This window comes from Vibrio sp. 661 (assembly GCF_033339315.1).
Classification (GTDB): domain Bacteria; phylum Pseudomonadota; class Gammaproteobacteria; order Enterobacterales; family Vibrionaceae; genus Vibrio; species Vibrio alginolyticus.
Genome location: NZ_JAWOUJ010000021.1, coordinates 12116 through 38877 on the forward strand (window position 1 = coordinate 12116; position 26762 = coordinate 38877).

Annotated in this window: 23 protein-coding genes; 13 read left to right on the plus strand and 10 right to left on the minus strand. The window is 41.8% G+C overall.

Annotated elements, in window-relative coordinates; translation table 11 throughout:
* Window positions 1–42 precede the first annotated feature (42 nt).
* Entirely contained in the window at window positions 43–735 is a 693-nt protein-coding gene (locus R7P69_RS21950) for an SDR family oxidoreductase (protein WP_054575005.1), read from the plus strand.
* A gap of 198 nt (window positions 736–933) precedes the next feature.
* Here the strand turns inward: R7P69_RS21950 and dkgB are convergent, their stop codons facing one another.
* On the minus strand, window positions 934–1734 hold the full coding sequence (gene dkgB, locus R7P69_RS21955) for a 2,5-didehydrogluconate reductase DkgB (RefSeq protein WP_213961103.1): 801 nt from the start codon (window positions 1732–1734) through the stop codon (window positions 934–936).
* A 112-nt stretch (window positions 1735–1846) separates the two neighbouring features.
* On the opposite strand from dkgB, the gene R7P69_RS21960 reads away from it, so the two are divergent.
* Window positions 1847–2752, plus strand: a complete 906-nt coding sequence (locus tag R7P69_RS21960) for a LysR family transcriptional regulator (protein WP_005377343.1) — start codon at window positions 1847–1849, stop codon at window positions 2750–2752.
* A 132-nt stretch (window positions 2753–2884) separates the two neighbouring features.
* A complete protein-coding gene (locus R7P69_RS21965; protein ID WP_238951937.1) occupies window positions 2885–3790 on the plus strand; it encodes a TIGR03571 family LLM class oxidoreductase in 906 nt (301 codons plus the stop codon).
* Window positions 3791–3905: 115 nt separating this feature from the next.
* On the opposite strand, the gene R7P69_RS21970 is transcribed toward R7P69_RS21965, so the two are convergent.
* Window positions 3906–4790 (minus strand): LysR family transcriptional regulator, encoded by an 885-nt coding sequence (locus R7P69_RS21970; protein ID WP_005377338.1) that lies wholly within the window; start codon window positions 4788–4790, stop codon window positions 3906–3908.
* 159 nt (window positions 4791–4949) lie between these two features.
* On the opposite strand from R7P69_RS21970, the gene R7P69_RS21975 reads away from it, so the two are divergent.
* From R7P69_RS21975 to R7P69_RS21985, 3 genes are all read left to right on the plus strand, one after another.
* Window positions 4950–6131, plus strand: coding sequence for an MFS transporter (locus R7P69_RS21975; protein WP_005377337.1), 1182 nt, complete (start codon window positions 4950–4952; stop codon window positions 6129–6131).
* 143 nt (window positions 6132–6274) lie between these two features.
* Window positions 6275–6796, plus strand: coding sequence for a TetR/AcrR family transcriptional regulator (locus R7P69_RS21980; RefSeq protein ID WP_042523849.1), 522 nt, complete (start codon window positions 6275–6277; stop codon window positions 6794–6796).
* Window positions 6793–7842 carry an alcohol dehydrogenase family protein gene (locus tag R7P69_RS21985; protein ID WP_042523727.1) on the plus strand — a complete coding sequence of 350 codons (1050 nt, stop codon included), beginning with the start codon at window positions 6793–6795 and terminating at the stop codon, window positions 7840–7842. The genes R7P69_RS21980 and R7P69_RS21985 overlap by 4 nt, the downstream gene beginning before the upstream one ends.
* Window positions 7843–8047: 205 nt before the next feature.
* On the opposite strand, the gene R7P69_RS21990 is transcribed toward R7P69_RS21985, so the two are convergent.
* Window positions 8048–8959 carry a GlxA family transcriptional regulator gene (locus R7P69_RS21990; RefSeq protein ID WP_193843576.1) on the minus strand — a complete coding sequence of 304 codons (912 nt, stop codon included), beginning with the start codon at window positions 8957–8959 and terminating at the stop codon, window positions 8048–8050.
* A 114-nt stretch (window positions 8960–9073) separates the two neighbouring features.
* On the opposite strand from R7P69_RS21990, the gene R7P69_RS21995 reads away from it, so the two are divergent.
* The gene (locus R7P69_RS21995; RefSeq protein ID WP_054579520.1) at window positions 9074–9592 is read left to right on the plus strand and encodes a cysteine hydrolase family protein; all 519 of its coding nucleotides are present in this window, start codon (window positions 9074–9076) and stop codon (window positions 9590–9592) included.
* A 120-nt stretch (window positions 9593–9712) separates the two neighbouring features.
* On the plus strand, window positions 9713–10474 hold the full coding sequence (locus R7P69_RS22000) for a transporter substrate-binding domain-containing protein (protein WP_238951938.1): 762 nt from the start codon (window positions 9713–9715) through the stop codon (window positions 10472–10474).
* Window positions 10475–10572: 98 nt separating this feature from the next.
* Here the strand turns inward: R7P69_RS22000 and R7P69_RS22005 are convergent, their stop codons facing one another.
* Window positions 10573–11646 (minus strand): permease, encoded by a 1074-nt coding sequence (locus R7P69_RS22005; protein WP_306416663.1) that lies wholly within the window; start codon window positions 11644–11646, stop codon window positions 10573–10575.
* A gap of 346 nt (window positions 11647–11992) precedes the next feature.
* Here R7P69_RS22005 and R7P69_RS22010 point away from each other — a divergent pair, with 346 nt between their 5' ends.
* Window positions 11993–12985 (plus strand): zinc-binding dehydrogenase, encoded by a 993-nt coding sequence (locus tag R7P69_RS22010; protein ID WP_225455482.1) that lies wholly within the window; start codon window positions 11993–11995, stop codon window positions 12983–12985.
* 147 nt (window positions 12986–13132) lie between these two features.
* On the opposite strand, the gene R7P69_RS22015 is transcribed toward R7P69_RS22010, so the two are convergent.
* The 4 genes from R7P69_RS22015 to R7P69_RS22030 form a co-directional block, all read right to left on the minus strand.
* A complete protein-coding gene (locus R7P69_RS22015; protein WP_053304412.1) occupies window positions 13133–14035 on the minus strand; it encodes a homocysteine S-methyltransferase family protein in 903 nt (300 codons plus the stop codon).
* Between the two features lie 276 nt (window positions 14036–14311).
* Window positions 14312–15046 carry an amino acid ABC transporter ATP-binding protein gene (locus tag R7P69_RS22020; RefSeq protein WP_005377326.1) on the minus strand — a complete coding sequence of 245 codons (735 nt, stop codon included), beginning with the start codon at window positions 15044–15046 and terminating at the stop codon, window positions 14312–14314.
* Window positions 15047–15060: 14 nt separating this feature from the next.
* A complete protein-coding gene (locus tag R7P69_RS22025) occupies window positions 15061–16008 on the minus strand; it encodes an amino acid ABC transporter permease (protein ID WP_005377325.1) in 948 nt (315 codons plus the stop codon).
* Between the two features lie 135 nt (window positions 16009–16143).
* Window positions 16144–16932, minus strand: coding sequence for a transporter substrate-binding domain-containing protein (locus tag R7P69_RS22030; protein ID WP_005377324.1), 789 nt, complete (start codon window positions 16930–16932; stop codon window positions 16144–16146).
* Window positions 16933–17393: 461 nt separating this feature from the next.
* On the opposite strand from R7P69_RS22030, the gene R7P69_RS22035 reads away from it, so the two are divergent.
* Window positions 17394–17738 (plus strand): DUF3316 domain-containing protein, encoded by a 345-nt coding sequence (locus R7P69_RS22035; RefSeq protein ID WP_005377323.1) that lies wholly within the window; start codon window positions 17394–17396, stop codon window positions 17736–17738.
* Between the two features lie 610 nt (window positions 17739–18348).
* Here the strand turns inward: R7P69_RS22035 and R7P69_RS22040 are convergent.
* Both R7P69_RS22040 and R7P69_RS22045 read right to left on the minus strand, forming a co-directional pair.
* Window positions 18349–19323, minus strand: coding sequence for a porin (locus R7P69_RS22040; RefSeq protein WP_025768142.1), 975 nt, complete (start codon window positions 19321–19323; stop codon window positions 18349–18351).
* Between the two features lie 140 nt (window positions 19324–19463).
* Window positions 19464–20387, minus strand: coding sequence for a LysR family transcriptional regulator (locus tag R7P69_RS22045; RefSeq protein ID WP_085570005.1), 924 nt, complete (start codon window positions 20385–20387; stop codon window positions 19464–19466).
* A 378-nt stretch (window positions 20388–20765) separates the two neighbouring features.
* On the opposite strand from R7P69_RS22045, the gene R7P69_RS22050 reads away from it, so the two are divergent.
* The 3 genes from R7P69_RS22050 (at window position 20766) to R7P69_RS22060 (ending at window position 26163) form a co-directional block, all read left to right on the plus strand.
* Window positions 20766–21935 carry an efflux RND transporter periplasmic adaptor subunit gene (locus R7P69_RS22050; protein ID WP_238951940.1) on the plus strand — a complete coding sequence of 390 codons (1170 nt, stop codon included), beginning with the start codon at window positions 20766–20768 and terminating at the stop codon, window positions 21933–21935.
* Between the two features lie 12 nt (window positions 21936–21947).
* Window positions 21948–25088, plus strand: a complete 3141-nt coding sequence (locus R7P69_RS22055) for an efflux RND transporter permease subunit (RefSeq protein ID WP_025768140.1) — start codon at window positions 21948–21950, stop codon at window positions 25086–25088.
* Between the two features lie 145 nt (window positions 25089–25233).
* Complete coding sequence (locus tag R7P69_RS22060; protein WP_054575014.1) at window positions 25234–26163, plus strand: LysR family transcriptional regulator; 930 nt, start codon at window positions 25234–25236, stop codon at window positions 26161–26163.
* The last annotated feature ends 599 nt before the right edge of the window (window positions 26164–26762 follow it).

Below are 26762 nucleotides of genomic sequence, written 5' to 3' on the forward strand. Positions count from 1 at the left end.
TCTAATATGGTCGTTGTTCAACTCAACAACGTAGGAGAAGCGATGTCTACTGTATTAATCACCGGCGCTAACCGTGGCTTAGGCTTGCAATTTGTCCGCCACTACCTTGGAAAAGGTTGGCAAGTTATCGCAACTTGTCGTTCACCAGAAAATGCTAAGCAGCTCAATGAACTAGTAACCCAATCTAATCAACTTCAACTGATGGCTCTAGACGTCACTAACCAACAAGATATCGATCAGTTAGCCACTCAATTAGCGGATCGTCCGCTCGATCATTTAATTCTTAATGCAGGTGTATTAGGCGAAGAGTGTGCAAAGCTTGGCGAAATGACCCAGAAAAAATGGCTAGAAGTACTAAACATAAATACCGTCGCACCTGCCCTGCTAATTCAAGCCCTACAAGACAACGTTGCGAAAAGTCAGCACAAAACCATCGTGGGAATCTCAACCCGAGTTGCGAGTTTAAGCGATAACAGTTCAGGTAACATGTACAGTTATCGAGCATCTAAAGCAGCGCTTAATCAGGTTCTAGTATCAGCAGCACGCAATCTCGAATCGCGAGGAGTAAAAACTGTCGCAGTTCATCCCGGCTGGGTAAAAACCGATATGGGCGGTGAGGACGCAACCTTTTCTGCCGAGGAAAGTGTTGCAGGCATTGTTTCGGTCGCAGAACAGCTAACACTTGAGCAATCCGGAAGCTTCCGCGTATTTGATGGCTCTACAATTGACTGGTAACTGATCTCTAAATGACGTCTCCCGGCCAAATTGAAGGCCGGGAGAATACAGTAAACTAATAGGCCAAAAAGATAAAAGCTCGCACTATCGTCAGACAAGCGAGCCGTTATCGTCTATGGTGTTGTACTACCGTCAAACGCTGAGGAAGTCAGCGATTGCAGAGGTGTCATTTAGGCAATGATTTCCCGTGAAACTCACTCAATCATCCCACTCAGGCGCTAGCCCTTCAGGGTTTACTTCGCGGCCATTTCTTTCCAACGCATCTATCTTTGCAATCGCCTCTTCACTCAGATTAAGTTCAAGTGCTTTCAGGTTACTTGCTAAATTCTCTCGTTTAGTTGAAGACGGGATCACCGCGTAACCTTTTGACAAAGCCCAAGCAAGCGCGACTTGAGCTGGCGTGGCCTGATAGTCCTCAGCAATACCTGCAATAGTTGGGTCCCCAAGTACTTTCCCATATGCCAAGGTCATGTAAGACGTTACCTGAATATCGTTTTCCTGCATGAAGCTGACCAACTTACGATTTTGCAAATAAGGGCTAAGTTCGATTTGGTTAGTAACAATATTCTCTTTACCGACCACTTCTATCGCTTGTTGCAACAAGTCAATATTAAAGTTGGATACGCCAATATTACGGGTTAACCCTTGCGATTTAGCTTCAAGTAATGAAGCCATGTATTCGTTCAAGTTATTGTTATTGCCAGGCCAATGGATCAAGGTCAAATCCACATAATCTGTATTTAGCTTTTCTAAGCTCTCTTTTAGACTTGGAATGAGTTGTTCCGTGTTCATGTTATCAACCCAGATCTTGGTCGTAATGAATAGCTCATCACGTGCAATACCGGACTTTGTCAATACTTCACCGATTTCTGCCTCATTACCGTAAATCTGTGCAGTATCAATTACGCGGTAACCCACTTCTAACGCATTACGGACTGAATCCTTAACTACTTCACCCTCTAAACGAAACGTGCCGACGCCAAATGATGGTACTTTCATCTAAATCTCCTGAATTATCGATTTTATAGTTGATTCGAAGCAAAACTTTACGCCGCAAGAAACTTTCCGTAAAGTTAACAATAATCAAATCTAATTTGAAATATATTCAACAATGAAAGCTACTCTAGATGAAATGCGCACCTTTATGGCCGTGGTCGATACGGGTTCAATCAGCTCTGCGGCTGAACTGTTATCGATGACCGTCTCGGCGGTGAGTCGATCGGTATCTCGGCTAGAAGCCAAACTCGAAACGACCTTGTTAAATCGCACAACCCGTAAGTTAGATGTTACTAATGAAGGAACGATATACCTCGATAAAGTCAGACATATTGTAGAAGCAGTAGAGAATGCCGAAGCACAACTGAAAAGCCAGAAATATAAGCCCTCTGGCCTCCTACGAATAAACGCAGCTACCCCCTTCTTACTGCACGTACTAACGCCGCACATTGCTAAATATCAGAGCTTGTATCCGGAAGTCGAAATCGATCTCAATTCCAATGAGGAAAATATTAGCCTTTTGGGAACAAAAACCGATATTGCTTTTCGTATCGGTGAGCTACAAAACTCAACCATGCGCGCGATATTTCTTGGTAAAAGTCGGATTCGAATCGTCGCGAGTCCAGAGTATTTAAGACAACATGGTACTCCAACCTCAATAGATCAGTTACTCAATCACAAGCTACTTGGATTCAACAAGCCGGAGTATCTTAAGGAATGGCCGATCATGGATGATAAGAACAAACTTCTGCGTATTATGAGTAGCCTAAGATCTGATAATGGCGAGACGCTAAGATGTTTAGCCTTACATGGTGCGGGGATAGCTTGCCTGTCTGACTTTATGACCTACTCTGACCGACAAGCTGGTCGCTTAGTGGGCGTGCTTAGTGAACACACGCATAATGTTGAACAGCCAGTTCATGCGGTGTATTACAAAAATGCCAGTACCTCACGCCGGATCAGCTCTTTTATTGACTTCATCAAGCAAGAAATCAAGGTAGAGAACCACCAGTTCCTTTAAAGACCACCGCTGTTTGTGGCAAAACACTTTTGTCTTTTTGCCGCTTTTTCTCACAACAAAAATCTCATAGTGTCCTGAATATCAGGGAGGCACCTTGCCTCCTAGTACTCAAAGTAATAGTCAGGCTTCATAATGCATAAAGATTTAAGTAACAGATTCACCATCGGTGTTGAGCTCCCCCTAGATAATGACTGGACCCAAGAAGGCCAGACAAAACGCCTGCTCCAACGAAAACCATTCGGCGTACCAGACATGAGTGCACATAAACAGCGTATTATGTTAGCCGATAAGTTAGGCTTTAACGTAGCGTGGGTGAGAGATGTCCCGTTGTACGACCCTAACTTTGGAGACGCGGCACAAATTTATGAACCGTTCAGTTATCTTGGCTATCTCTCTGCGTGCACCGACAACATTCTACTAGGGACAGCAGCGATAGTATTACCGTTAAGACAACCTTGGCTAGTAAAAAAAGCCGCTGCGACCATCAACGAGTTAAGTGGTGACCGCCTGATACTCGGTGTGGCTAGTGGAGACCGTCCTAGTGAATATCCCGTTTTTAACGCTAACTTTGACAGCCGTGGCTCGGCTTTTCGAGAAAGTGTAGAGATTTTGAAAGATACGCAAAATGATAAGCTGGGTAACGATCTACAGTTATTACCCGAGTTTGCTGATATTCCTATCTATGTCGCAGGGTTAGCGCAGCAAAGTCCACAATGGATAGGAGAAAACCTAGACGGCTGGCTCGCCTACCCAGGCACACCTGATGATCATGAACACCGCGTTGCACTTTGGCGCTCCGTAGCGGGAAACAAACCCTACGCCAGCTTTATTCATCTTGATTTAGTCGATAACCCAAATGCACCAGTCGTTCGGCATCATTTTGGTATCCGGGCCGGAGTCAATGGCTTGAGCGATGAGCTAGAAAAAATGCAAGAAGCAGGAGTCAATCACATCGGGTTGCATTTCCGTCGTAATAGCCAACCAATTGAGAAATCAATGGAACAGATCGCTCAGTACGTGTTGCCACGCTTTAACTAAGATCAAATAAAAATATGTGCCACCTTACTAAGGGGTGGCACGCTAGGCTTGGCAGTTGAAAAAACAAAAGCTGCAATAACAACAAAACTCTTTTATTAAAACAACAATAATAGTGTTATTTTAAAGTAAGTCTTGGTTGAATAAAGTCGATGAACGCGGAAATACGTTTAGAGACTGAAGAAGATTTGTAGAACACGGCATTGACCTGTTCTCGTCCAGTATTTGTGATTTTTTCCGATTCAAACAATGCCACTAACCGTCCAGAATCAAGATCATCTTTCACCATAAAGCCAGATAAACATGCAATGCCGTTCCCTGCCAGCACTAACTGTCTAACCGTTTCACCACTGCTGGATAGGATATCAGGCTCTATCATCTCAAACCCTCGTAATGGCCACTGATTTAACACTTTAGCGCCAGAAAAACCGATCAAGTTATGACTGCGCAAATCGCTCACCGCTTCAGGGAAACCTCGTTTAGATAAATAACCAGGCGTGGCAACGATAAATAGTGGGCTTGTTCCTAAAGGTTTAGCATGCAGTGTTGAATCCGATAATCGTCCAATACGTATCGCCACATCGGTTCTTTTTTCCAATAGATCCACAAAACCCTCATTAGAGGTAAGATCGAGTTGAATATCAGGATAAGCCTCTTTAAATGGCTGAATTAACGGCACGAGTTGATGTAAAACAAATGGGCTAGCGGCATCAACTCTTAAGCGCCCCTTAGGTAATTCACCTCGTGTAATGATCTCTTCTTCAGCTTGCTGTATTTGTAGTAAACCTAAGCGAACCGCTTCAACAAACTGATGCCCTTCCTCAGTAACTTCCACTCTGCGTGTCGTGCGATTCAGCAAGGTTACCCCCAACTGTGATTCAACTTTACTAACCGCACGAGATACCCTAGCGACTTGAATACCTAGTGCATCAGCAGCGGAAGAAAATCCACCACTATCCACAACTGCCATGAGAATCTCTAATTCATCTGATCGGGTTAACATTTCATCCCCTTTCTTAATTGCGCATTTCCATCATTTATAGCAAAAGTATTTTGTAATAAACACCATTTTTCGCAACGAATAACTCTTTAATAATACACGACATGGAAACGGGCTATTCGTTTATCCATTCATATTCAATGATTATAAGAGAGAGTTGTTATGCCTTTAGCTTTACTTGCATTGACGCTTAGCGCCTTTGCTATTGGAACCACGGAGTTTGTAATTGTCGGTCTGATACCGACTATGGCCTCCGACCTCAACGTATCATTACCTTCAGCGGGTCTTTTAGTTAGCCTGTACGCACTTGGTGTCGCGGTTGGTGCTCCCGTTTTAACAGCGCTGACTGGTAACTGGAAAAGAAAGTACGTTCTGCTTTCTGTTATGGCACTGTTTGTTCTTGGCAATCTGTTAGCCTGGCAAGCACCTGGATACAACACTCTAGTTACAGCAAGGATACTGACCGGGCTTGCACACGGTGTGTTCTTTTCGATCGGCTCGACTATCGCCACTGGCCTAGTGTCAAAAGAAAAAGCCGCTAGCGCAATTGCTATTATGTTTACCGGTCTGACCGTAGCTCTAGTGACGGGCGTGCCACTTGGCACCTGGATTGGCCAGACATTTGGTTGGCAGGCAACCTTCCTAATCGTCGCGATCCTTGGAATCATCGCACTGATAGGAAGCGCTCTGCTAGTGCCGAGTAATCTGAAACAACCACCAGCAACCAAGCTGTCATCGCAAGTAAAAGTCTTGACTCAACCTCGTCTACTTTTGGTGTACGCAATCACCGCGCTCGGTTACGGTGGTACGTTCACAGCCTTCACTTACTTGGCTCCTATTTTGGAAGAAGTTTCGGGGTTTGGCTCTAGCGCTATCAGCCTAATTATGTTGGTTTATGGTGTATCAGTCGCATTCGGCAACATCTGGGGCGGAAAGATGGCCGACTCTATGGGGCCAATCAAAGCTCTGACAGCGATTTTCTCGGGCCTAATTGTGGTATTGCTCGTGTTTAGTGTCACAGCATTTAATCCAACTTCTGCAGTAGTGACCATTCTTGTCTGGGGTGCCTTTGCCTTTGGTAACGTTCCAGGACTTCAAGTTTATGTTGTCAAACTAGCAGAGAAATATTCACCTGATGCAGTCGACGTCGCTTCCGGTCTCAACATTGCTGCATTTAACGTAGGTATTGCACTGGGTTCTTGGGGCGGTGGCCTTATCGTGGCCAATGCTGGGCTGATGCACACACCTTGGATTGGCGCGATCGTAGTATTAGGTGCTCTACTACTAACCCGTTTCAGCGGAATGCTAGACAAGCGTGGAGAGCAGCACGCAACGGCACACTGATTCACGTTCCGAATATATAAAAATCACTTAAATTAGCCCGGCATTACGTCGGGCTTTCAATACAGAGTTTAAATACACCATTGACTGAGGTAGAAAGTTTATTCTACCCTTGGGTAAAACAAACGTTCTACCTGGTATGTCAAATAGTGAAAGAAAAAATCGCAGCAAGCCTAGAAAAAGCATTTAGTCAGTATGGCTTCGCCGAGCCGAGCGTACCCCAACTCAAAAACGCCTGCGAAGTCAGCCTGAGAACCCTGTACAAATACTACCCCTCCAAGGAAGCGATGATTGTTGCAGCTCTCGAGCATCGCCATCAAAGGTATTTGAGTTTTTTGCTCGAAGACGCCCCTGCCAATGGAACACCGGCTGTATTACACCTATTCACTCGCCTCGAGGATTGGATGAAGGAGTTTGCACCGAATGGCTGCATGTCCATCAATGCATTAGCAGCCTATCCAGAAAATCTATCGATTAATCAAGCAGTAAAACAACACAAATTGGCGGTCCGTCAGCTTATGCTCCAACTAAGTCAGCGAGAAGACCTCGCAACCACACTCTTCTTGTTACATGAAGGTTTATCCAACGCATGGCCGGTTCTCGGTCACGCTGCCTTTGCATCCGCTGAACACACTCTGCTAGAACTAATGAAGGAGAACAATCAATGACCACAATCCCGAAAGTAATGAAAGGCGTCCAACTTATCGGTCATGGTGGGCCAGATATGCTTCGTTACCGCGATGATATACCTGTGCCAGTCCCCTCGCCTGATGATGTATTGATCCAAGTAGCCGCCGCCGGAGTCAATAACACCGACATCAATACCCGAACAGCATGGTATTCTAAAAACGACGCCAATAGCATGGATGCAAGTTGGTCAGGAGACGCGCTATCTCTCCCTCGAATCCAAGGTGCCGATGTATGCGGTACCATCGTCGCTGTTGGTGAGAATATCTGCCCATCACGAGTCGGCCAGCGCGTGCTCATCGAACCATGTATTACGCGCTTCAACAGTCAAGCACTTAGCTTGCCTTGGTACTTCGGTTCAGAATGTGATGGTGGCTTTGCTCAGTTCACTGTTGTTGACAGTAAACATGCATATGCAGTGAATAGTAGTTTATCGGATATCGACTTGGCCTCCTTCCCTTGTTCTTATTCAACTGCAGAGAACATGCTTGTCCGCTCTAATGTCACAGCGAGCGATACCGTACTGATTTCAGGGGCATCCGGTGGTGTTGGCTCTGCCGCAATCCAACTGGCGAAGGCGCGTGGAGCATACGTCATTGCTATCGCCAGCCCAGAAAAGAAAGAACAGATCACGGCATTAGGAGCAAACCAAGTTATCCCTCGCGATGCAAATTTAACAGCGACTCTCGGAGAAAACAGCGTTGACGTAGTGATTGATTTGGTCGCAGGAGAGCAGTGGCCACAATTTCTTCAGGTACTAAAGCCAGGATCAAGATACGCTGTTTCCGGCGCCATAGGCGGCCCAATTGTCGAGCTGGATGTAAGAACTCTTTACCTTAAAGACCTAGCGTTATTTGGTTGTACCGTTTTGGCACCAGAAGTATTCGGTAACTTAGTTCGCTATATCGAACAGAACGCAATTCGTCCCTTAGTCGCGGAGTCATTTCCCTTGAACCAGATAGGTCAAGCGCAAGAAGTATTTTCACGCAAGCAACATATTGGGAAACTGGTTTTGGAAATCACATAGCTTTTGTGATTAACAACGACCTATACAAGTCATTGTAATTTGAGAACCCTTTAAGCATTCTACAAAATGTTCAGTAATTAGGAGTGCGCTACGGTTGGCTTAGCTTGTTATCCCTTTTCATCACGCTAAGCCAGCTTGTAAAAATATGCGGTGTTTGCTTCTGAGTTATAAATGTTTAATACCAACATTATCTTACTTCTGGCGTTCATGAACAGAACCGAGATCTGAACGACTTCGGTGTTAAACCTACGATTCTATTAAATATTTTCCTGAACGCGCTCACATCTTGGTAACCCACTCTAAATGATATTGCGTCAAATGTTAGGGTTGTCGACTCAAGTAAATCACAAGCTTTTTGTACTCTTAAGCTTTGTATGTATTGGTTAACATTGAAACCTGTCGCCTTTTTAAAGCGTCGCTGCAATGTCCTTTCTGTTAAACAACTCAACTCTGCAAGCTCTTTATTGCTCAGTTTTCCTTGATAATGATCGTTTATATAGTGCTGTATTTGAACAATTACCTCATCACCATGTTGGAAGTTTGGAGTAAACTGTTGATAAAAGCGTTGCTCTCTCGGACCAGTATCAATAACCAACATTTTTCCTAACAGGCGCATTACTGCCGGTGACGCAAATAAGGAAACCAACTCCAAACCTAAATCCACCCATGACATCATACCCCCAGCCGTAATGATCGTTCCTTCGTTAATAAGGATGGCTTCTTGTCTTACGTGGATATCGGGAAACTGACTCGCTAATGAAGGAGCCAAGCCCCAGTGTGTCGTACAAGACTTATTGGTCAACAACTGGGTTTGAGCAAGAATAAAAGTACCAGCGCAGGCGGAGGCTAAAATCGCACCTTTACTATATTGGACATTTAACCAGTCGAGTAGCTCTGGCTCTGGTTCTAAGTAATATTGACCAGTGCCGCTAGGCGGAATCATTACCGCTGTTTTCACATCGAAGTGCGTGTTTGACCAGTGATCCAATATCTCTACTTCAAAGTGCACATCAACGCCCAATTTAGCCGCCGCACGGTTTGCCATCTCGAAGAGTTCGCTTAAACCATATACGGAGGCTTGCGAGCTATCTGGGTAATTAACGAGTGCTATTTTCATTTATCTTCAAGTGTCGCTTTTTGACTCTTTTGTGTCATTTTAGACTCTAAAGAAGGTGGCTAAAAGTCTTTATATTATTCGTATCGCAATGATCCTCAATAAAAGGAAAAGAAAATGACTCAAAAAGCCCTACTTGTAATTGATTTGCAAAACGACTATTTCACGGAAGGAAAGTTTCCTTTATGGAATACAGAATCAACTTTAGACAATGTTAAGAGAGCAATAACTAAAGCCAATGAGCAAAACATTCCTGTGATTCATATTCAGCATATTGCCGATCCTGCCATGGGCATTGCCCCATTCTTCAATGAAGGCAGCGACGGTGCCAATATTCACCCAGAAGTTCTTGCTTTAGCGCCGAATTCCGAAATCGTGGTAAAGCACTTCGCAGATAGCTTTGAAGGAACACGTTTAGAAGAAGTATTGGCAAGCAAAAATGTAACGGAGTTACTTGTATGCGGAATGATGACACAAAACTGCGTGACACATACTGCTATTTCAAAATCTGCGGACAAGTATGATGTTTCGATCTTAATGGATAGCTGTACCACGGTCGATGAAATGATTCACAACATTGCACTTCACGCTGTCTCAACGAGAGTTCCCCTCGTAACTATTGAAGATAAGCTGTAATACACGCAAAACCTTTCGCTCACACAATGCGGGCGAAAGGTCACACATATATGCACTTTCATTGATATTTGCTTACTTTGTGTTAAACATTGGTTTCCAAACAGTTACAAGGAAACGTTTATGAAATGGATAGTCGTATTGTTTATTAGCTTATTTTCAGTTTTCAGCCATGCGAAAGAGTGGAAACAAATTCGCTTCACTGTTGAAGGGGCTTACCCCCCATTTAGCTGGACGACAAAAGAGGGAAAGCTAGAAGGGTTTGAAGTCGACCTCGCTAACGCGTTATGCAAAGAGTTAGAAGTAAAGTGCGTTATCTCAAAAATGGATTGGGATGGCATCATCCCTTCTCTCCTTAGTCGCAAGAACGATGCGATTATTGCTGCAATGACAATCACAGAAGAACGAGAAAAGAAAGTCGATTTCACCGTCCCTTATGCAAAAGTACCGACTCGTTTTATAATGAAAAATGATAGAGAAATCAACATGGATGACGGCAGCCTAAATCGTTTATCTATTGGAGTTCAAAGAGCCACAATTGGTGATAAGTACCTTTCTGCCTTGTATCCAGATATTGATATTCGTCGTTATGGTACGTTCGATGAGGCATTTACCGATCTACTCAATGGACGGTTAGATGCTGTATTTGGCGGCTCAATCGGTTTAAGTGCTGGTTTTCTTGAAACTGCACAAGGTAAAGGCTATCACTTTACTGGACCAGCGTTTACAGAGGAAAAGTGGTTCGGCCGTGGCATTGGCGTAGCAGTGAGAAAACAAGACAAAGAATTAAAAGCATTACTCGATAGCGGAATACAAAAATTGATCCAGAGCGGTAAGCATAAAACCATCGCCAGCAAGTATTTCTCCTATAGTATTTACGAGTAACCTCGTTATTTTTTTATAGTCTGCGCGGTATAGGAAACTTCCCTTTCCCTATATGGCGACAAAAACAGAGCCCTCTAGCAATCGCCCGAGGGTTATTTTTATAAAAAAGCCCAGCTATATAAGTAACCCGCTCCCATGGCCATCGTTAAGATAACGATTAGGAAGGCAGCGATCATTTGGTTCTTAAAAATTGATTTCAACAAAATCACTTCTGTAAGACTTGCGCCAGCACTACCAATAATAAGCGCCATAACAGATCCAAGAGCCATACCTTTTTGTACTAGTGCCGCGCTAAGTGGAATGACCGCCTCTGCACGGATGTACAATGGAATACCAATGATTGCTGCGACCGGAATCGCGTACCACTTCGCTTCACCAGCGAACTCCGCAATGAACTCCGTCGGGATGAAGCCATAGATAAATGAACCAATCGCAATGCCCATCATGAGATAAGGGAACACTTGCTTAAAGTCTTTCCAAGTTGATTGCCAAATACGTACCCAGCGGCTAGGCTCTTTCTCTTCCACGACTGTCGCTGTTGCACTACCGTCTGATGAACAGCAAGATACTTCCACTTTAGGTTCAGGTTTTGGTACATCACCACAACAAGATGTTTTCGCCGCAACTGGCGTAGGTTCATTGCAGGCGCTGGTATCACAGCTTGATGCTGGTCTCGCTTCTTCTTTTTTCTTGCTTGAATCTCCACAAGAAGTACCGCACGAAGAAGAACCTACCGCTTGATATGCTTCTGGTTTGACGTAACGTTCAAACCCTAGTTTTTCAAGTACATAGCCTGCTACCACTGATACTGACATCGCAATAGCAAAGTAAAATACCGCAACTTTCCAACCAAAAGTCACCACAAACAAGCCAATAATCACTGGGTTAAGCAACGGGCTTGCAAATAGGAACACCATCATAGGTCCAAAACCTGCTCTTGCACGCAACAAGCCTTTTAAGAAAGGAATGGTCGAACACGAACAGAAAGGCGTAATCGAACCTAGCAACGCAGCAATGAAGTAACCTTTACCCTTTTTCGAGCTGAGAATAGATTGAATTTTTTCTGGCGTTAGAAAATCTTGCAACACACCGACAATGTAGCTAATTGCCAGAAATAAGATGATAAGTTCGGTTGCTAGAAACGCAAACATATCCAGCGCTTCTTTAGCCATAGTTATAATTTCTGTATTCACATTTACTCTCCTCGTCATTTTTCGCTAACAAGCTTACCTGATAGACAAGCCTTTATTTCGACATTTTTGGAATTATAGAATCACAAAACAAAAGATCAATAAAATATTTCCATAAAAATGGAATAATAAAACTAGTCATTACTTATCATAAAGTTACATGTCGTTAGCTATGCAGACTGGTTGTCGATGATAATTTCAGAGCATCTCGAATCCTTTTTATCAAACATAACCTAAAATTATCAAAATAAGAAAAAACCATAATTATTGCAGCAGCACCCTCTGAGTTAGTATGACTTTCGACCATTCTTAATAATAAGGAAAACCTATGAGAGCGATAACTTACCAACGAGATAACGATACTTTCTCTTTATCCGAATTACCTACACCAAAACTAGAAACCCAATTTGATGTATTGGTTAAAGTTAACGCTGTTGGTTTGAACCCTGTCGATGCAAAAATTCATTATTGGTCAGACATGGTCACTAACATGGATAACAATTTTGTTGGCGGGTTAGACGTATCAGGAGAAATAGTCTCTGTAGGCGATGCGGTCGTTGATTGGAAGGTTGGCGATAAAGTGTTGTATCACGGAAACATGAGACGCCATCACGGTGGATTCGCTGAATTTGCTATCCATGATTCAAGAACGCTCATAAAGCACCCTCAGGTTCCGGTTGAAGTAGCAGCATCTACACCTTGTGCAGCCTGGACCGCATATCGCGCTTTGGTAGACAAGCTCGATATTTCAAATCGAAGCAGCATTTTTATCGCCGGAGGTGCTGGCGGCGTTGGAAGCTTTGCTATTCAGTTAGCAAAGACATTTGGTGTTGAACAGATCATTGCTACTAGTTCAGAAGCTAATCACGCATATTTGTCCTCGTTAGGAGCAACCCATATGATTGATTATCATCATGAAGATGTAGTTCAGCGAGTAATGGACATTACCGGAAATCATGGCGTTGAGGTTGCACTCGATTGTGTAGGCGGTGATAACGACCGAATTGCAACCTCGGTGTTAACCTTTGAGGGCGAAATGGTGGAGCTCGTCAAGACTGTCGACCCTTCTCAATATCCAGATGCCTTCTTAAAAGGCTTGGGCTTCCACCAAATAAGTTTGGGCTCTGGTCATGTCTTTGGCGAGAGAGGGTTTGCAAGTATCGTTAATGCCGGAAAGGAAGTGTCTGAGCTATTAGAAAATGGAGAATTGGAAGTACCGAAACTGAAGATCATCGGCTTAGAGGATGTAGGTAACGCACTCTTGGACATGCGAAATCAGAGAACAGTTGGAAAGATTGTCGTTAATCTGAACCAAAAATAATTAATAAAGATCTCGAGGCAAACTGGCAAAGTAATGAGCAAGTTAAAGCATCTTGTTACTTTGCCAGATATGAAAGACCTTTATTTTGTCTATAACGATGAATGAAAAACAAAACCTCTTGCCATACTTCCCTGCGCTTCACCAAAATTAGGCGTTTTCGAGAGTGTCTCTCCAAGTCGCTAGCAATTTAATATGACGTGGTTCAATCCCACAGCAACCACCAATAATGCTTGCTCCCTGCGCATGCCACTTTTTAGCATACTCAAGATATTCAGTCGGAGAGAAATGGCGAACTTCCTGAATGGTCTCGTTGGCTTGGTGCGCTTGCTTTATCGGAGCAAAGCTATTTGCGAAAACACCTATCGTCAATTCTCTACCTGACTCACTCAATACTGCTTGTGTATCTATGATCGCTTGCTCGACAACTTCAGGAATAGAGCAATTGAAAAAGATACCTGAAACATTTGTTTTCAACAGCGTATTAACCGCGACTTTAAGAGATTCCCCTGAGCGAAGGCGAGGCAAAGAGTTAGGCTCATCCATTAAGGTGAAAGCAATATAATTGGGCTTATCTGTTTTGGCTAAAATTATTGATAGAACTTCAACTTCAGCGAGGCTAGACACGGTCTCAGCTAACCAAATATCAACATATTGATCTTGAGCTTCAAATAACTCAGAAGCCACTTCCAGTGCCCTTTTCGGCTCGAATAATTCAGGCCTGTAAGACCCCATTACAGGAGGAAGAGAGCCCGCAACGAGCACTCTATCGTTAGAGCTGGTGACTACATCTCTGGCAATTTTAGCTGCAGATTTTGCTAACTCAGTCCCCCGTTTTGCATAGAGTTCCTCGCCTAAGTGAAATGGGACACATGCATAACTGTTAACAGTGATAATCTCTGCGCCAGCGTCTATGAAATTCTCATGGGCCATTTTTACATGTTGTGGTGATTCAATTAGCGCTTGTGCACTCCAAAGCGGCTGAGAAAAAGGGGCGCCAATACGTTTCAACTCTCGCCCCATGCCACCATCTAAAATTGTTACTTTCTTCATTTAGACATCCATACCGCCAAACATCCATAAGCTCTATTCAAACACAATTTTTATCAATTCAAAATGAAATTGTTATGTTTAAAGTGAACAAAGACTTAATGGCTGATTAAACACTTTAGTATTTACCAGACCTTTCATTTGGACCAAGCTAATGTTATCGCCATTAACTTCGAGTAAAAAGCCCATTATCTATGTCTCTCGGCGAGGCGAACGTTACGAGCCACAATAGTGCATGAAGTGATTGAGGGGCTAACCCTCAATCAAATTTTCTTTTTATTATAAGACCTTAGATAAAAATTTCTGCAATCTAGGATTGGAGGGGTTATCAAAAAATCGCTCAGGAGAGTCAGAAACCAAAAGCTCACCATCTTCCATAAACAACACCCTATCAGCGACCTCTTTTGCGAAACCCATTTCATGAGTAACCACGACCATGGTCATTCCGTCCTTGGCCAAATCTTTCATCACATCAAGAACTTCTCCAACCATTTCAGGGTCTAGTGCTGATGTGGGTTCATCAAACAACATAATGTTGGGCTTCATTGCTAACGCACGAGCGATTGCGACGCGCTGCTGCTGTCCACCTGATAAATGATTAGGATAATTATCCATTCTCTCCGACAGACCGACTTTATAAAGCAAATCTTTTGCTTCTTTCTTCACCGATTCAGGGTCACGTTTAGAAACCTTTAAAGGTGCTAACATGACGTTCTCTATCGCCGTTTTATGTGGAAAAAGGTTGAAGCCTTGAAATACCATGCCCACATCAGCGCGTAGTTTATTGATATCCGTAGATTTGTGGTACATATCGATACCATCTACGATAATAGACCCACTATTTATTGTCTCTAATTGATTAATCGTCCGTAAGAATGTTGACTTACCAGAACCTGACGGTCCTACGATGACAATCACTTCCCCTTTTTCTACATTTACCGATACGTCCTTGAGCGCATGGCAGCCATTAGGGTAAATTTTATTAATTGTTTTTGCTGAAATAATGTATTCCATTAATGACTCCACCATTAATCACTTGCTGCCAATTTCTTTTCTAACGTTTGTATTGCCCAAGATAAGGTACTAGTTAGAAGCAAATAAAGGGCCGCAACGGTAAACCAAACTTCAAATGGGGCAAAACTACCACTTACGACTTCCCTGCCCGCTTTTGTCAGATCAGTAATCGAGATCACGGAGACGAGTGAGGAATCTTTTATCAGGTTGATAAACTGCCCGGCTAAGGGAGGTAATGTCTGCTTAAACGCTTGAGGTAAAATGACATAAATCATCGCTTTGGGATAATTCATTCCTAGTGAACGCGCCGCTTCCATTTGTCCTCTTGGGATTGACTGGATTCCTGACCGCACAATTTCTGCGACATAAGCAGCGGTAAACACGGAGAGCGCTATCACTCCCGCAGTAAAACGCTCAAGGTCAAGCACAGTACCAATAAAGAAGTAAACGATAAAAATCTGTACTAAAAGAGGCGTTCCACGAATAACCTCGACATACACAAGCGCCAGCTTTTTTAATGCCGGATTGCTGGATATGCGCATTAGTCCGACAACTAAGCCCAACGCTAGAGCAATGATAAGTGACCAGAGTGAGATTTTAATGGTCGTCACAACACCATCTAAAATTGGGCCAGAGCGCCACTCTTTTATAGTTGCTAAGGTATCTCCTTCAAAAATAAGATCACCTTCATAGACGTCCACAGACTTATATTGGCTTAGTTCAAGAACAATATCACCATGAATACTCTCCAGAGCCAGTTGGTTATTCTCGTCGAGAATGATGTTCCCATCGACAGGCGCGGTAATGGATGAAGCAGCGTTAGTGGCAATATAAGGAAGGACACGCTCCCAATTCCAGCTGTAATCGATTCGCTTACCTGACAGATAGACAAGACCGCAAATTGATAGCAAAACAAGAACAAAAACAGCGTTCCACAATAGGGATTTAAAGTTATTTTGCATGTGATTCCGAGAATGACTTTGATTAAAGTTGGTTGGGTATTTGAATAAAGAAAAGCGTTAGCTTCACAGCGCGAACCGTTTGGTTGGCGATGAACCAAGCCAGAAGCTAACCGCTCCTCTACAATAACAATATGATTACTTGACTTGCTTTAACCATTTATCGTCGTTAAACCACTTATCGTAAATGCGATCGTAAGTTCCATCGCCCTTAATTTGACGTAAATAGTTGTTTAAGAAGTTGAGCGTATCTGGATTTCCTTGCGGCACAGCCCAACCCAAAGGCTCGTAAGTAAACGGTTTAGCCAAGTGCATTAACTGCCCTTTGTTTTCCGCCACATAAATAGAGTTGTAAGGAAAGTCATAAACAAACGCATCTACCTTTCCGTTGGCAACCTCAAGTACCGCTTCAGACTGAGTTTCGTATAGATTTATCTTAGCTTTCGGAAGGTATCGTTTTACCGCTTGCTCACCCGTTGTCCCAAGCTTAGTTGCAACAACATATTCTGGACTATTGAGATCTCGGTAACTAGACACTTTACCTTCATGTTTGAGATCTACGAGAATGGATTGACCAATAACCACATAGGGATCAGCGAAATTCACCTGAGTATTTCGCATAGGTGTGATAGTCATCCCGCCCATAATCATGTGACACTTACCAGTCAACAGTGTTGGGATAATGCCATCCCATGAAGTGTTTACCGGAACAAACTTAACATCCATGGCACGCGCCATTTGCTTACCCAAATCGATATCAAACCCGATGTACTGCCCATTTTTTGCTGTCATTTCAAAAGGCATATACCCAGAATCAAAGCAGACTTTTAGCTCCCCTGTACTTTTGATGTCGTCTAAAATTGGGTCTGCATTAACCGTCGTCGAAACAGCTAACCCCAGTGCAGCAAAACACAATAACTTTTTCATGGATATTCCTTTATCATTTGTTGTAAAGTTTTTTTATACACGACAATAGAATAAAAAACCACAAATAATGACTTTTTAATCACTAGAATTTGTAGGATCGTCACTAAGACGGAAGATCTGAATGAAAATCTATACCAAGGCATTGCAATTGAATTGCATGCATTAAGTGATTAAGTTGTAGGCAGGTCACTATAACGACAACAAACATACGCTTTGACTGAATAGTCAGCGTTTCCGAAAGTGGTTTAATTATTAACGAAACCATACAGATATTCGCTTTTTCACATTGACCGTAATGTCAAAAGTGCTTGAGTTTTATTGTTGACAATTCTTCCATAGTCAATGGTCACAAATGTGATGTACAGCACATTTCTATAATGGCACTATCACCTTTGTCGAGAGATATTAACAAGGATTCGTTGGACATCTTGACTTTGTAATACAAATAAAAAGGTGACTATATGAAAAAACTAATGACGCTCTCATCACTATTATTATTCAGTTTATCTGCTACTGCTGGTATTCATGTCGAACACTCTACAAACAAAGTTGTTCTCAATGACTTTACGACAAAAGATGCCGCTTATAGCTCTGCGTTTGATCTTGTCGATGAATACCAAACGCTATCAAAACATGAACTTAGAAATCGTCTAAACATCATTGGAAGCGGTTTCCCTCGTGATATTGCAATCGATGATAGTAAGGTGAGAGTTGAAGAATACGCACTTAACCGTGATGAAGTTAAATATCGTGCAATCATAAACTTCGATTATCACTTCAGAACAAGTGACGGCGGTAAAAACTAAAAAATCATCTGCACCTTTACTTTCTTAGAGCCCTTCCTATTTTAAGAAAGTAAAGGTGTCTAATCACATTGAAACGACGGCTTTTCATAAATCGCTCTCTCCTTACATAAACAGTATCAATCCCTACCTCTATCGTTTACATAAAAATAATTTTTCCAATCTTCATTGAGATACATTTCGTCGTTTGGCGCTTTATCATTCACTTGGTTCGCCATATGGATTCCACATCACTTAAATGAAAAAGACCCTTGAAATTGAGTTCACTTTTTTATGAAGATTAACTCAACCTAAGATTGACAATTGTCGTTATATTTTTCTCGTTTATAGCAATATATAAAAAACTCTTTTTGTTTTAATTAACCATAAGACGTAAAAATAAAAAAAGGCAACAAGATACTTCTTGTTGCCAAAGAAAAAAATCATCATTCAAAAAATATGAAAATGAAAACTAGCAGTGGACTAGCTAACAAAACAATTATATCCAAAACACTTTAACAAGTAACGATCAATATAATCCATTATATATGGATGAAAATCAGCACTTATAAAATTACACCGATAAATAAAAAAGCCTGAAAATAGTTTCAGGCTTTTTATATTTATTAATTTTTTAGAATGAATATCTCGCAGCTATTGCAAGAATATCGTCTTCATTGTCTACATCTGTAATTCTGTATTCTGCTAGTGCTTTAAAATTAGAAGTCAAATCGTACTCTGCACCTAGTGAGTAGTAATCGACGACGTCTTCATCATCACGCTCTAGATTGTTATAGCCAACAAGTGCCCAAAGCTTATCTGTTATTTCATAAGTGGCAACTGCTTCAATACCGGTGTAATCAATATTACTTTCAGAACCATCTTTAGCCCAGTTTTCACCATCACTGTATAAAACAGAGGCATAAAACTTGTCGTATTCAAATGCAATAGCACCCGTTAGCAGCTCTGCATCTTCTGCACCCGATTGCCCTTCACCTTCGTTGTAACCAAGCGCAACTTTGAAGCCATATGGCAACTTGTAGTCCGCCGCCGCACCATAAGAGGCTGCATCTGTTGACACTTCATCGTTTTCAGCCTGATAGCTAACATGAATATTCAAACCTTCATAGCTTGTCGTTAGCTTAAATACTGAATCGGAGCGACCGGTACCATATAGATCCGCACTTACGCCAGCAGCTTCATTACCAAACTCCGGGAAAATATCCGTGTAGTCAGATACTAAAGTGACCGCACCGTATTGACGTCCATAACTTACTGTTCCGTAATCTGCACCAACTCCTACATAGCCTTTTCGGATATCAAATTCATCATCTTCAATCCCATCAGCATCTCTGCGATTAGACTTAAATTCCAACTCATATAAGCCGAAGGCATAAAGATCTTCATTTATTTTAGACTCACCTGCAAGTCCTACACGAATGTAGCTATTATCTCCGTCTGCATTTTTATCATCAGAGAAATAATACATCCCTTGCGCTCGGCCATGAATATTTAATACTGATTCTTGATCTTCATAAACTACGGCTGAATTTGCAGCACTTGCAGAAAAAAGTGCAGCGATTGCGATCGACGTTCTTGTCATTTTCATTTAATTACCACTACTTGTGTTGTTTGAATCGAGTGAAATTATGAACAGTGGCAATTATTTTTAAAGTGCAAATTCAACCATATTCTATGGATAAATATAAACAAGCCCTCAATCTAAAACATTATGTCCTAGTACTCATATTAGTTGAGATAATCCATCCAAACAGGAGGCGTCCCTATTATTTTTTGAACAGTATCAATGAATAGTTTGGCTAATGGTTGTTGATTTCGGTGAGTATACATTGCATATATTTCCCCTATTGCGGGAAGATTATAATCAGGAAGCAACTGGACAAGATCTTGTTTACTCAAACTCTCCTGAAGAAAGAACTGCCCTATTAAAGCATACCCTAGATCAGATTTTACGGCATCGAGCATTAACTCAGTTTCATTCACGAAGTACTGCCCGTTGATATTATACGTTCTAACGTCGCTTGATGACTGGCTTGGCGCTATACGTAGCTTATCCGCCTTAAAGTTAGCATTAGAGTATATTACTGCTGGCATTTTTATAAGCTCTTCTGGAGAGCTCGGGGCTCCATACTTGTCAATAAAACTCTTCGATGCAACCAGTGCCATATTATTGCTTGCCAACTTACGCACTATCATGTTGGACTCTCGGATTGGTCCGATACGAAACACAACATCAAAACCTTCGTGGATAACGTCGACTCGATTATCATCGAGCAGCAGCTCTACAGTAATGTTTGGGTACTGTTTTATAAACTCTTTAACTGCCTGATTTAAGTATGCTCTGCCAAAGAAAGTGGAGCTTGATATTTTCAAGTTACCCTTCGGTTCATCCTGAAATGTAGCAGCAATACTACGAGTTTCGGTTAGAACCTCTCTTACTTTCTTGGCTTGCGCCACCATCTCAACACCTGCATTGGTCAGGGATAGCGAACGCGTGGAACGGTTTAACAGCCGTAAGCCCAATTCATCCTCTAGCTTTTTGATCTGTTTTGACAAAGCTGAACGATCTATATGATTTCTGTCAGCAGCCTTAGCAAAAGTTCCGTATTCAGAGACATCCAGTAGTAATTCAAGTTGGCTTGCGAGATCCACTGCACAATTCCTTATTTAGTTTTTATTCTTTATGTGATGGGAAATGGATTTTACAAAATTAATTTCAATTTTTTATGGTTCAAATTGCATCAGTGAATTGCAAATAATGCACGAATTAAAAACGCTTTAATTTTCGTCGCTATCTTTAGCTTCTGTTTAGTTATTCCTATCTATTATGGCTTATTACATTTAACAATACTCCACGTCTTTAAAACCCTAAACTGATCTTTTTCAAACCAAAAAATGAGCATTTTGACCAATATTTAATCGTGCATTTTTATCACTACTCTATGTTCGCTGAGGGCCTATTTACCCATAGGTACAATGAATACAATGCCGTTCCTTTTAGTATGAACAGAATCATTTAGGGCGCGACAAATGTTAAAGAAAGTTTTCGGCATTGGCCTTTTATCCGTTTTAGCTGCTTGTGCAGACGAAGAGATAACCAAACAACCTAATACTCCCTTACCTACGATAGACGTCTCCAAAGTCATCTATGAGCCCGTTCAATCGTGGTTCACCTTTACAACAAGGCTTCAAGCCCCAGAGAAAGTTTCTTTAATGCCACGCGTTTCCGGAGTTATTGAAACGGTAGAGTTCAAAGACGGACAGAGTGTCAACAAAGGCGACTTACTCGTCACTCTTGATGATCGAACCTTCAAAGCTCAGGTCTCACGACTTGAAGCGCAAGTTAAGAGTGCTCGAGCTGCGCTAGAGCAAGCAGCAAACGAACAAAAGAGAGCCGCTCAACTTGTTAAGCGAAAGGCCATCTCAGCGGAACAAGCAGAGGCCCGAGATACCGCAGTAAAACAACGCTCTGCAGAACTAATGGCCTTGCGTGCTCAGTTAGAATCCGCAAAGTTAGATCTTGAGTTTACGAAGATATATGCCCCTATTAGCGGCACTATTTCAAGAGCATTCATTACTAAAGGAAACAATGTAAACGCAAATCAAAGCGTTATATCAAACATTGTCTCTAACGATCAGGTATATGCATACTTTGATGTCGATGAGCGAACTTGGAACCGTTACTTCTCGACAATCAATGCCGACTCTAACTTACCTACTCGTCTTGAACTATCTGGACAAAATGGGCAGGAGTTTTTTGGACGCGTTGACTTTGTCGACAACTCCATCAACGAAAACACCGGTACTTTGCAGGTTCGAGCGGTATTCGATGCAACAAAATCAAACTTAAAAGTGGGATCGTTTGGCCGAGTTCAGATATCAACAACCAAACCAGTTGAACGAGTTCTCGTTCCAGAGCGTTCTATTGGCACAGATCTAGAAAACCGCTTTGTATTAACACTCAATAAAGAGAATACGTTGCAATACAGCGTCGTAACCTTAGGCGAACGTTACGGAACATTTCGTGCTATCGAGAATGGCTTGAACGCCGACTCAATTATTGCGGTAAATGGTCCAGCAAAAGTTGGCCCAAATAGCAAAGTCACACCAAAAAATGTCACGCTAGATATTAGCAATACTTCATTGATTATGGCTTCAAACTCAACATCGTTGCCAAACAAACGTTTAGCTCTAGACTAAGAAGACAACCGAATGAAATTTGCACACTTTTTTATTCAAAGACCCATATTTGCCTCTATGTTATCGCTATTGATATTAATAGTAGGCGCAATTTCACTTTTGCAGTTGCCTGTGAGTGAATATCCAGAGGTTGTCCCTCCTACAGTAGTAGTTACAGCAAACTATCCTGGTGCGAACCCAAAAGTAATCGCAGAAACAGTTGCTACGCCTCTGGAGCAAGAAATTAATGGTACAGAAAACATGTTATATATGTTTTCACAGGCAACCAGTGACGGCAGAATGACATTGACCGTAACCTTTGCTTTAGGTACGGACTTGGACAAAGCTCAGGTTCAAATTCAAAATCGCGTCACTACAGCTTTGCCCCGATTACCAGAAGCCGTCCAACGGTTAGGAGTTGTTGCCGAAAAAGCCTCTCCTGATCTCACCATGGTTGTGCATATATATTCTCCAGATTCTAGCCGTGAAGTCAGTTATTTAGCTAACTACGCTAATTTAAACTTGAAAGATGAGATAGCTCGGCTCGGAGGCGTTGGTGATGTGCGCCTTTTCGGTGGTGACGAGTACTCAATGCGCTTGTGGTTAAATCCAGATGAGCTCGCTTCTAGAAATCTAACCGTAATGGACGTTGTCTCCGCCGTCCGATCTCAAAACCAACAGGTGGCAGCAGGCTCATTAGGTGCGCAACCAGCCGCTAATGAAAACCAATTCCAAGTTTTGTTGAACGTAAAAGGCCGCTTGGAGAATATTGATGAATTCAACGACATTGTAGTAAAAGTTGACGAAACAGGGGCTTTGACACGTCTTAAAGACGTTGCACGCGTAGAGCTAGGTCAAAACTCTTATGCACTGCGCGCCTTGTTAAATGGTAAACCAGCGGTGGCGATGCCCGTATTCCAGCGCCCTGGTGCTAATGCTATTGAGCTATCTAATCAGGTTCGTTCAACCATGGACCGTTTACAAACAGCCTTTCCAGCTGGAGTTTCATATGAAATAGCCTACGACCCGACCGTCTTTGTTCGTGGTTCGATAGACGCGGTGGTTCATACTCTGCTAGAGGCAATTGTACTTGTTGTTGTCGTAGTCATTTTGTTTTTGCAAACATGGCGCGCGTCTATCATCCCTATCATTGCGGTGCCTGTTTCATTAATCGGTACGTTCGCCGTAATGCAAATGCTTGGAGTATCGATTAACACGCTTTCGTTGTTTGGGCTTGTTCTCGCCATAGGCATCGTCGTCGATGACGCCATTGTCGTCGTCGAAAACGTGGAACGGAACATCCATAATGGACTTGCACCACTAGAAGCAACGAAACAAGCAATGACCGAAGTTACCGGGCCAATTATTGCAATTGCTTTAGTGTTATGTGCGGTGTTCATCCCGACGACCTTTATTACAGGGTTATCCGGTCAGTTTTATAAGCAGTTCGCACTAACAATTACGATCTCGACGATTATTTCAGCAATTAACTCGTTGACGTTATCGCCTGCTTTATCAGCACTGCTATTACAAGATAAGAACGCAAAACCCGATCGGCTAACCAAGCTCTTGGATGCGGTTTTTGGTAAGTATGTTTTTGCGCCATTCAATAGAATTTTTGAGTATAGCTCGAACCAATATCAAGCTCTGGTCAAGAAGCTGATTCGCTTTAGCCTTGTTGTTGTGGTGGTATACATTGCGTTACTCGGGGGAACGGCTTCTCTATTCAAAGCTGTTCCTGGAGGATTCATTCCTCAACAAGATAAGCAGTATTTAGTTGCGATCGCCCAACTTCCAGATGCAGCAAGTTTAGATCGAACAGAGTCCGTTATTAAAGAAATGGAAAACCTCGCGCTGGCAACACCTGGCGTAGCACAAACCATTTCTTTCCCAGGCTTATCGGTCAATGGTTTTACTAACAGTCCGAATAGTGGCATCGTTTTTGTTACGCTTGAGGACTTCGATAAACGAAATGATCCAACTCTCGGAGCAAATGCGATTGTTGCATCTTTGAATAAGAGCTTTTCAATCATTGATGAAGCCTTCGTTGCGATTTTTCCACCACCACCAATCCAAGGACTTGGCTCTACTGGCGGCTTTAAACTTCAAATCGAAGACCGTGCGAACAAGGGGTTTGATGAGCTCTTCAAGCAATTGAACTTGGTAATAAGTGAGGCATCAACAAGACCCGAGCTGATGGGATTATATTCCACATTTCGTATACAAGTGCCGCAGATGGACATCCAAATAGATCGTGAACAAGCGATGCTGCAAGGTGTTCCTCTAGAGCAGGTTTTTGATGCGCTTCAAGTTTATTTAGGATCATTATACGTCAATGACTTCAATATGTTTGGTAGAACATACAAAGTGAATGCCCAGGCAGACATGAACTATCGTCTCGAACCTGACCAAATACTTAACTACAAAGTAAGAAATGCTGCCGGACAAATGGTTCCTCTCGGCGCTGTACTGGAGATCATACCCACGATTGGGCCTGACCGCGTGATGCACTATAACGGCTACCCTAGTGCAGAACTAAACGGCAGTCCTGCTTTTGGTTACAGTTCTGACCAAGCCCAAACGGCTATTGAGGAAGTACTGGATCAAAACCTAGCAGAGGGAATGGTTTATGAATGGACTGATGTAACCTACCAGCAGATTTTGGCTGGTAACACGATGGTGTATATATTCCCACTTGTTGTTTTGTTAGTTTTCATGGTGCTAGCTTCGCAGTACGAGAGTTTAAAACTGCCATTCGCTATCATTTTGATCGTTCCTATGACCATTTTTTCTGCACTAGCAGGTGTTTGGTTCATTGGTGGTGACAACAATATATTCACACAAATTGCTTTGATTGTCCTTGTGGCTCTAGCGTGTAAAAATGCCATCTTGATGGTGGAGTTCGCTAAAGAACTTAAAGACAATGGCCAAGATACCTTATCAGCGATTTTGGAAGCATGTCGTTTACGTCTTCGACCGATTCTAATGACATCAATTGCATTTACCGCTGGTGTTATTCCATTAATGATTGGTACAGGGGCCGGAGCGGAAATGCGACAAGCAATGGGTATTGCCGTATTCTCGGGTATGGTAGGCGTAACGGTATTTGGATTACTACTCACACCTGTTTTTTACATGTTAGTGAGTCGAAACAAAAAACGTCAAACACTATAACCATAATATAAATACTCATTTAAATTCATACTAAAGGGAGCTATTGCTCCCTTTTCTTTTGGTTATTAAGTATATTAATAATTTCTAGACAGAGCAGTAGTTATACATGAAACTAATACGCTAATATCTAACTTGGATAAACATTGTGGATTTAGCAAATAAACTACACCTGCTTTTAGAAGTCTCTAAAGCTGGATCTTTTGCAAAAGCAGCAGATGGGATGAATATCGACCGCTCTGTTTTGTCTAAACACATCAAGCAGTTAGAAGAGCACTTAGGAGTTAGGCTATTAAACAGAACGACTCGCTCTCTTTCATTAACACAAGTCGGCCAGCAAATAGTTGAAAAAGCAGACCAAATATCTCAACTCCTTGATGATACTCAACAAATAGCGGAGAACTTTCAGACTGAGCCTTCAGGGAAAGTACGAATTTCAAGCTCAACATTATTTGGAAAACTCTATCTACAACCTTCGATAGAGAAGTTTTTACATAAGTACCCAAAAGCAAGTGTTGAACTAATGCTAGATGATCTTCATGTAGACGTGATTAGAAGTAATTTTGATATTGCTTTTCGAATCGGACCTATGAGGGATTCATCAATGGTAGCAAGAAAATTAGCAAAAAATACGACTGCAATCATTGCTTCTCGAAATTTAATTGAAAAACATGGTAACCCAGAAACGCCGGATGAGTTAGTTAAGCTACCTTTTATTATTTATTCAAATGGTAATTTTATTGTCGATAAACTTAAATTCTACGACAAAGCAAAATCAGATGGTTTAGATACATACCCAATATCAGGGTCATACATGGTAAATGAAGCTGAGCTAATAATTGAAAGCGTAAAGTCAGGTCTGGGCGCAGCACTTATAGGTCAATTTATGCTTCCTAAAAACCTAGAGTCTTCTAATTTAGTCCAACTTTTACCAGAATATGAAACTCAAGATTTTGGTGATATTTATGCCATGTACTCACACCGTCAGCAATCACCATTGGTTAGGGCATTCATTGATATCGTTCAAGAAGAAATTGGCATACCACCAATATGGGAAAAGCATTTCAATAAAAGCTAGGCGATTCTATTTAACCAAAATTAACAAAAAAATCAATAAAATCAATAAGTTAAACCAGAAAGAATTTAAGATTCAACGAAGTTTAATGTTAGGTGAATTAAGTTCCATTCTAAATGGCGCTTAATTCACTAAATATAAAACATTCTTGATTTATAATACTAACAAATCCATCACCTATACAAGTTACGATGTATATTAAAGAAAAACACACCTCGGTCACTAGTTTGTTAGTATATAAAATATCTTATCTTATTTTTTTGGTTATTTATACGTTAGCAACGATTTATTTTAGCGTACAAATGGACAAAAGCACATCGGAGAACTCTCTTATAGAAATGACTCAAATAGCATTTGTGCTTTTTTCATCGTTAATGTGTTTGTATAAATCTAAGAAATATCTTGAACTCAAACACATATTAGTAATAATGTCTTCATTTTTTATGGTTATATTCGTTAGAGAAATGGACTACCACATAGAGCAGTATTTCTCTCACGGTTCATGGAAGTACCCTGCTTGGATTATAATAGTCTCGGTCTGTTATTTTTGTTTTAATAACATAGTTAACATAAAAAATGAGGTCAAACTTTTCATTTCTCAT